Annotated in this window: 5 protein-coding genes; 2 read left to right on the top strand and 3 right to left on the bottom strand. The window is 42.7% G+C overall.

Going from position 1 to position 7,161, the window contains the following annotated elements:
* Positions 1 to 526 precede the first annotated feature (526 nt).
* The 3 genes from hemG to C9J48_RS25545 are packed head-to-tail and all read right to left on the bottom strand — an operon-like array spanning position 527 to position 3,175.
* Positions 527 to 1,051, bottom strand: coding sequence for a menaquinone-dependent protoporphyrinogen IX dehydrogenase (hemG, locus tag C9J48_RS25555; RefSeq protein ID WP_006233325.1), 525 nt, complete (start codon positions 1,049 to 1,051; stop codon positions 527 to 529).
* Positions 1,052 to 1,060: 9 nt separating this feature from the next.
* Entirely contained in the window at positions 1,061 to 2,518 is a 1,458-nt protein-coding gene (locus C9J48_RS25550; RefSeq protein WP_006233326.1) for a TrkH family potassium uptake protein, read from the bottom strand.
* Positions 2,519 to 2,548: 30 nt separating this feature from the next.
* Positions 2,549 to 3,175, bottom strand: a complete 627-nt coding sequence (locus tag C9J48_RS25545; protein ID WP_006233327.1) for a YigZ family protein — start codon at positions 3,173 to 3,175, stop codon at positions 2,549 to 2,551.
* Between the two features lie 502 nt (positions 3,176 to 3,677).
* On the opposite strand from C9J48_RS25545, the gene fadB reads away from it, so the two are divergent.
* Both fadB and fadA read left to right on the top strand, forming a co-directional pair.
* Positions 3,678 to 5,840: a fatty acid oxidation complex subunit alpha FadB gene (gene fadB / locus C9J48_RS25540; protein WP_006233328.1), complete on the top strand. Its 2,163-nt coding sequence runs from the start codon at positions 3,678 to 3,680 to the stop codon at positions 5,838 to 5,840.
* Between the two features lie 16 nt (positions 5,841 to 5,856).
* Positions 5,857 to 7,020: an acetyl-CoA C-acyltransferase FadA gene (gene fadA, locus C9J48_RS25535; RefSeq protein ID WP_006233329.1), complete on the top strand. Its 1,164-nt coding sequence runs from the start codon at positions 5,857 to 5,859 to the stop codon at positions 7,018 to 7,020.
* Positions 7,021 to 7,161: the final 141 nt, after the last annotated feature.

Below are 7,161 nucleotides of genomic sequence, written 5' to 3'. Positions count from 1 at the left end.
TAGGCCTGCCGCCAGCGTTCAATCTGAGCCATGATCAAACTCTTCAATTAAAGTTTTGTTGGTCTTTCGACCGGCTCAATGATTTTTACTGATATTCTTGTTTCATTCTTCTTGCGAAGAAATGAAGTATAAATTGACTGTGTCATCTTGCGATGATTAAGGTCACTCAGTTCATTGATAAATCTTTCGACTTAAAATTTCACGAGTGCCCACACAGATTGCATGGTCAAATTGTTAAAGAACAATACTTCAAATAAAAAGTGATGCTTTTAAGCCTTTCGCTCTTTTCTTGAAGTGGACGGTCATTCTAGCGAATTAAACTGAAGTGTCAAACACTATTTTCAACTCATTTCGTTTTAAATTTCCGCGATACCGTTTCGTCGCTAACTCCTTATTAGAAGCTGCTCTCCGTATCGGTGAGGTGGTATTATAGGGAGATAACCGATCGAAGCAAGCCTTATCTCTATAATTCCACTCAAAAGAGCCATTACGAACAAAAAGCGATCAAACAGCTTATTGCCTCAGCTTAGAAGTGTTTAAACTCAACCGAAAACTCAGACACTTTTTCCCAATTGGTATATTCCACTTCTTTTGATGTATCCGTTTCTCCCCCCGTAAGCTTCATTATTAGCTTTATCATGGTGCGATCAAAAAAGTTATAGCTTGGATAACGCAGCGCGCCAGCAAAAACAGCCTGTAATTTAGGTACCCATGGTGACTTTAAAAGAAACTTCTTCATATACGCACTAGTTTCAGGGGTGTTCTTCCCTTCTTTACGTGCTGTAAGGTTTACACAAAAGAATCCAACTTTTGATTCATCAAGCTGCTTTCGATTTTGATCGATGAATTGGTATAGCTTTTTATTTAAATGGCCATAACGAACAGCCGCCCCAATCAAGATACGATCATAAAGAGAAAAATCGATATTGGGAGACTGATGGAGATCCATAACCTCACATTGATACTCATTGCCAAGTTGTTCTTCAATGTGCTTAAAAATTTTAATTGTTTGACCATCAGTACTGGAATGAAGAAATAAAACCTTTTCCACAGTCTCTCCTTAGTTTCGCCAGAAAGTTGGCGTAAATAGAACCAGCAGGGTAAAGACTTCTAAGCGACCAAATAGCATAGAAATAATTAACACCCACTTAGCCGATGAATTAATATCACCAAAATGTACCGCAACCTCGCCTAAGCCAGGTCCCAGATTATTCAATGTTGCAGCTACTGCTGAAAATGCCGTTAGCTCATCAATTCCGGTAGCAATCAAAGCCAACATACAGACAACAAAAACTAATGCATAAGCAGAAAAGAACCCCCACACAGCATCAACCACTCGTTGAGGTAACGCTTTATTGCCCACTTTGATTGTATAAATAGCACGAGGGTGAATAAGGCGCTTAAGTTCACGTACACCTTGCAAGAAAAGTAACAACATACGAATTACTTTCATTCCACCGCCGGTTGAACCAGCACAGCCACCAACAAAAGAAGAAAACAATAACAAAACAGGCAAAAACAAAGGCCAATCTGAGAATCCCGTCGTGGTAAAGCCTGCAGTTGTTGATATCGATACAGTTTGAAATAGCGCCTGATCAAAAGCATCGTAATAAGAATCATAAGAGTGATGCTGTAATAACATCGCAAAGCAAATCGCAAACAATATAAATTGAGCTCCGAAGAAAGCTCTAAACTCAGGATCTCGCCAATAAGTTCGTAAATGGATACCGCCATTTGCGAAGGCCGCAAAGTGTAGTGAAAAATTACACGCAGAGATAAGCAAGAAAACCACGGTGATCATATTAATAGTTGGGCTATTGAAATACCCCATGCTGGCATCATGTGTCGAGAAACCACCAATCGCTACCGTCGAAAAGCTATGAGCAATGGCATCAAAAACACTCATTCCCGCCATCCAAAATGCGGCGGCACAACTTATCGTTAAGGCAAGGTAGATATACCAAAGGGCTTTTGCCGTTTCAGCAATACGCGGGGTCATTTTGCTATCTTTCACGGGACCTGGAATTTCAGCCCGATAAAGCTGCATACCACCGATACCCAAAACGGGTAAAATAGCCACAGCTAATACGATGATTCCCATCCCGCCGAACCATTGTAAAAGCTGACGATAAAAAAGGACGGCTTTAGGTAAATCATCTAACCCAACAATCACGGTTGCGCCCGTTGTCGTCAGGGCAGAGAAGGATTCAAAGAAAGAATCAGTTATGGAGAGATCAGGCGTTTTAGATAATATAAAAGGTACAGCACCAGCACTACCGATTACGGTCCAGAACAGCACGACTATCAGAAAGCCATCACGCGCTTTCAATTCATGTCGGTGATGTCTATTCGGTAGCCATAGAAAAGCCCCACCGGTAAATAGCAGAAAGAAAGTGACAACAAATGGGAAACCTGCACCATCTCGATAAATAAACGCTACCAGAGCAGGAGCAAGCATAGTGACACTGAATAACGCGAGCAACAGCCCGACGATTCTAATTATAGATCGAAATTGCATGGCCTTTAGTGGCTCTCATCCTTAATGTGGTTATTTGTCTAAATCTGAAGTTGGGATAATGCGCCCACCACTACGATTCTTAAGCTTGGCACTGAATACTTCAACATCACGATTATCAAGTTCAAGTATCATATCAACTTGATGTCCATAATCGGCATGAAGTTGTACACCCGAATATTCAGTCAGCAACGTTTCGACCAATGACACTTGATTATACTCACAGCTCAAGCTGAGTTCTGAGGTTATTATCTTTTCTTTGGTTTGCAACACAGTTAAGGCTTGTTGAACGCCACCACCGTATGCTTTTACCAACCCACCAGTTCCAAGCTTGATACCGCCAGAATAACGAGTGACAACGGCTGTTATTTCGCCCACACCGCAACCTGTTAATTGTGCCAGTATTGGTTTACCAGCAGTACCTGACGGTTCACCGTCATCACTAAAGCCCCACATCATCGAATCTGAAGGACGACCAGCAACAAAAGCCCAGCAATTATGTCGAGCATCGCTATGCTTAGTTTTTATCTGTTGAACAAATGCCTTTGCAGCTTCAATACTAGGTGTATGTGCTAGATACGTAATGAAACGACTCTTTTTAATCTCTTCTTCAAAACCAGCATCTGCTGCTGGTACTAAATAGGGTTCAAATACTGCCATTCAAAAGCCACAAACAAAATCAGATAAATAATCGCGCAGGATACCACAACACGTACCACAACAAATTCAAATCTGCCTTCCCACAACAGGGCAATTCATAGAAACAACATAAAAAAGCATAGGAATGAAAATATCGCCTCTATATATAGATGAAAGTATTATTAGTCAGAAGTAACAACATCACAGATTACCACCCACCTCACATTAGTAAGACCTAAAACGAGCCGATACATACAGCCATCGACAAGTAACACAACCATAACATTTCACGAGTCATAAAATTCATACTAAAAGTAGAGAAACTTTAGCAACCCATTAATTACCAATAAAAAAATCTCCCACCAAACATTATGTGACGAACAGCGCAACAAAAAGTTAAACAATTGTTTTAAATAAGTGTTGAAATAGTTTCTTAACAAGTCCAGACTAATATTTAACCTACAAACAGGTCAAACCAGTTAAGTCTAATCTGGCATAGAATCAGAATTCACGGAGATAGAACATGATTTACCAAGGTGAAACCCTATCCGTTCGTTATCTGGATGATGGCATTGCGGAACTCAATCTCAACGCTCCAGGTGCTGTAAATAAATTCGATCTAAAAACCTTAGAGTGCCTTAACGAAGCATTAAATGCTCTTTATCAACAACCCGATTTAAAAGGCTTGTTAGTTACATCAGATAAAGATGCCTTTATTGTCGGTGCCGATATCACAGAGTTTCTCGGTTTATTTGCCAAACCAGCAGAAGAGTTATCGCAATGGCTAACCCGTGCCAACGATATCTTTAATAAGCTGGAAGATCTGCCTGTGCCGACATTATCGGCAATTAATGGGCATGCACTAGGTGGCGGTTGTGAGTGTGTTCTCGCCACAGATTTCCGTTTAGCAGATACCACTGCGCGTATTGGTTTACCGGAGACTCGCCTTGGAATTATGCCCGGATTTGGAGGAACGGTTCGTTTACCTCGCCTTTTAGGTGCTGATTCTGCGATGGAGATCATCACGGCAGGTAAAGATAAAAAAGCCCAAGATGCACTAAAACTTGGACTTGTGGATGCAGTTGTTGCACCACCAGCTTTAAAAGATGCTGCGTTATCCATGATAAAAGACGCGATAGCTGGAAAACTTGACTGGCAAAAGCGTCGTGAACAAAAGAAAGCGCCCTTAACGCTCAATAAAATTGAAGCAACAATGAGCTTTACAATGGCAAAAGCAATGGTGGCTCAAGTGGCGGGAAAACACTACCCAGCCCCAATGACCGCAGTTATTACCATTGAAGCCGCTGCACGGATGTCTCGTGATGAAGCACTGGTCGTTGAAAATAAGCACTTCATCACGTTAGCCAAAACAGATGTCGCCCAATCCTTGGTTGGGATTTTCCTTAATGATCAATACATCAAAGGCAAAGCAAAAAAAGCAGCGAAAGAAGGACAACCAACCAAGAAAGGGGTTGTATTGGGCGCCGGTATTATGGGTGGCGGTATTGCCTACCAATCAGCTTTAAAAGGTGTACCAGTATTAATGAAGGACATAGCTGTACCGTCACTTGATTTAGGAATGGCGGAAGCAGCAAAATTACTGAATAAGCAACTTGAGCGTGGTCGTATTGATGGCGTTAAGATGGCAAAAGTATTATCAGGGATCACCCCTAGTCTACATTACGCGGGGGCAGAAGATGCCGATGTTGTCGTAGAAGCGGTTGTTGAAAATCCGAAAATCAAAGCGGCAGTTTTAGCTGAAGTTGAAAGTAATGTTTCAGATACAACGGTTATCGCTTCTAACACCTCAACGATCCCTATTAATTTATTGGCACAATCCCTAAAGCGTCCTGAAAATTTCTGTGGCATGCACTTCTTTAACCCCGTCCATCGTATGCCTCTCGTCGAAATTATCCGTGGTGAACACACTTCAGAAGAAACAATTTCACGCATTGTCGCTTACGCTGCCAAAATGGGTAAATCGCCGATTGTTGTCAATGACTGCCCTGGATTCTTTGTAAACCGAGTGCTATTCCCATACTTTGCCGGCTTTAGCTTACTGTTACGCGACGGTGCTGACTTTACCCAAGTCGATAAAGTGATGGAGAAGCAATTCGGCTGGCCAATGGGTCCCGCTTACTTGCTCGATGTGGTTGGCATTGATACCGCCCACCATGCGCAAGCAGTAATGGCTGAAGGTTTCCCTGAGCGAATGAGTAAAAATTACAAAGATGCTGTTGATGTAATGTTTGAGCAACAACGTTTTGGTCAGAAAAATGGGAACGGCTTCTTTGCCTATTCGGTAGATCGCCGAGGCAAGCCGAAGAAGAATGTTGATCCTGCTGTAGCAGACTTACTTGCCCCTGTTTTAGGTACAACAACAGACTTTACCAGCGATGATATTATCGCGCGTATGATGATACCAATGATCAATGAAGTTGTTCGTTGTTTAGAAGAAGGCATTATTGCCACACCAGCAGAAGCTGATATGGCACTCGTTTATGGTTTAGGCTTCCCTCCATTCCGTGGTGGTGTATTCCGCTATATCGACACATTAGGCTTGGCTGAATATGTTGCCATGGCGGATAAGTTTGCTCACCTTGGTGCCGTTTATGAAGTACCTACCGGCCTGCGAGAAAAGGCGGCTAAAGGTGAAAGTTACTACACACAGCAAGTAAACGCTTAAGGACGAGGGATTTAAAATGAATAACGTAGTAATTGTTGACTGTATCCGTACCCCAATGGGACGTTCTAAAGCGGGTGCATTTCGAAATGTGCGTGCTGAAGATTTATCTGCTCATCTAATGAAAGGGTTAATCAGTCGTAACCCGCAGTTAGATCCCAATTCAATTGAAGATATTTACTGGGGCTGTGTTCAACAAACATTAGAGCAAGGCTTTAACGTTGCACGTAATGCATCACTTCTGGCTGGCATTCCACACACTGTGGCTGCAACAACGGTTAACCGTTTATGTGGTTCATCAATGCAAGCACTGCATGATGCAACACGCACCATAATGGTTGGTGACGCTGAAACCTGCATCATCGGTGGTGTAGAACACATGGGCCACGTGCCGATGAACCATGGTGTTGATTTCCACCCTGGCATGTCAAAATCTGTTGCGAAAGCAGCAGGCATGATGGGGCTCACAGCTGAAATGCTGGGTCGTATGCATGGTATTAGCCGTCAGATGCAAGATGAGTTTGCCGCACGCTCACACCATCGCGCACATGCAGCAACCATTGAAGGTCGCTTTAAAAACGAGATATTGCCGCTCGAAGGCCATGATGAAAATGGCGTCCTAAAACTTTACGACTACGATGAAGTGATTCGTCCAGAAACAACCGTTGAAGGGCTATCCAATCTACGACCTGTATTTGATCCGGTAAACGGTACAGTTACAGCTGGCACTTCATCAGCGCTATCGGATGGTGCATCTGCAATGCTGGTGATGAGTGAACACCGCGCTAAAGAATTAGGGCTAACTATTCGCGCACGTATTAAGTCAATGGCGGTTGCTGGCTGCGATCCTTCTATCATGGGATACGGACCTGTTCCTGCTACTCAAAAAGCCCTAAAACGAGCAGGCCTGAGTATTGATGACATTGGCATGGTTGAACTGAATGAAGCCTTTGCAGCACAATCGCTTCCATGTGCGAAAGACCTCGGATTACTCGACAAAATTGACGAGAAGGTGAACCTAAATGGTGGCGCAATTGCGCTTGGTCACCCGCTTGGTTGTTCAGGTTCACGTATTTCAACAACATTGATCAACCAAATGGAACATCATGATGTTCAGTTTGGCTTAGCTACAATGTGTATTGGTTTAGGCCAAGGAATCGCGACGGTATTTGAACGCGTGTAACTCGACATAAACAGCAATAAATCAACAAAGCCCGTGACGACACGGGCTTTTTTACGAAGAGAAAACACACAGATTTAATCATCGATACCAGTCTATGCAAAAAAAGCATGTATAAAATGATAATGTTTCATTTCATTCATA

The organism is Photobacterium profundum, assembly GCF_003026285.1.
Lineage (GTDB): Bacteria > Pseudomonadota > Gammaproteobacteria > Enterobacterales > Vibrionaceae > Photobacterium > Photobacterium profundum.
This window is presented reverse-complemented; position numbering and strand designations above follow the sequence as displayed.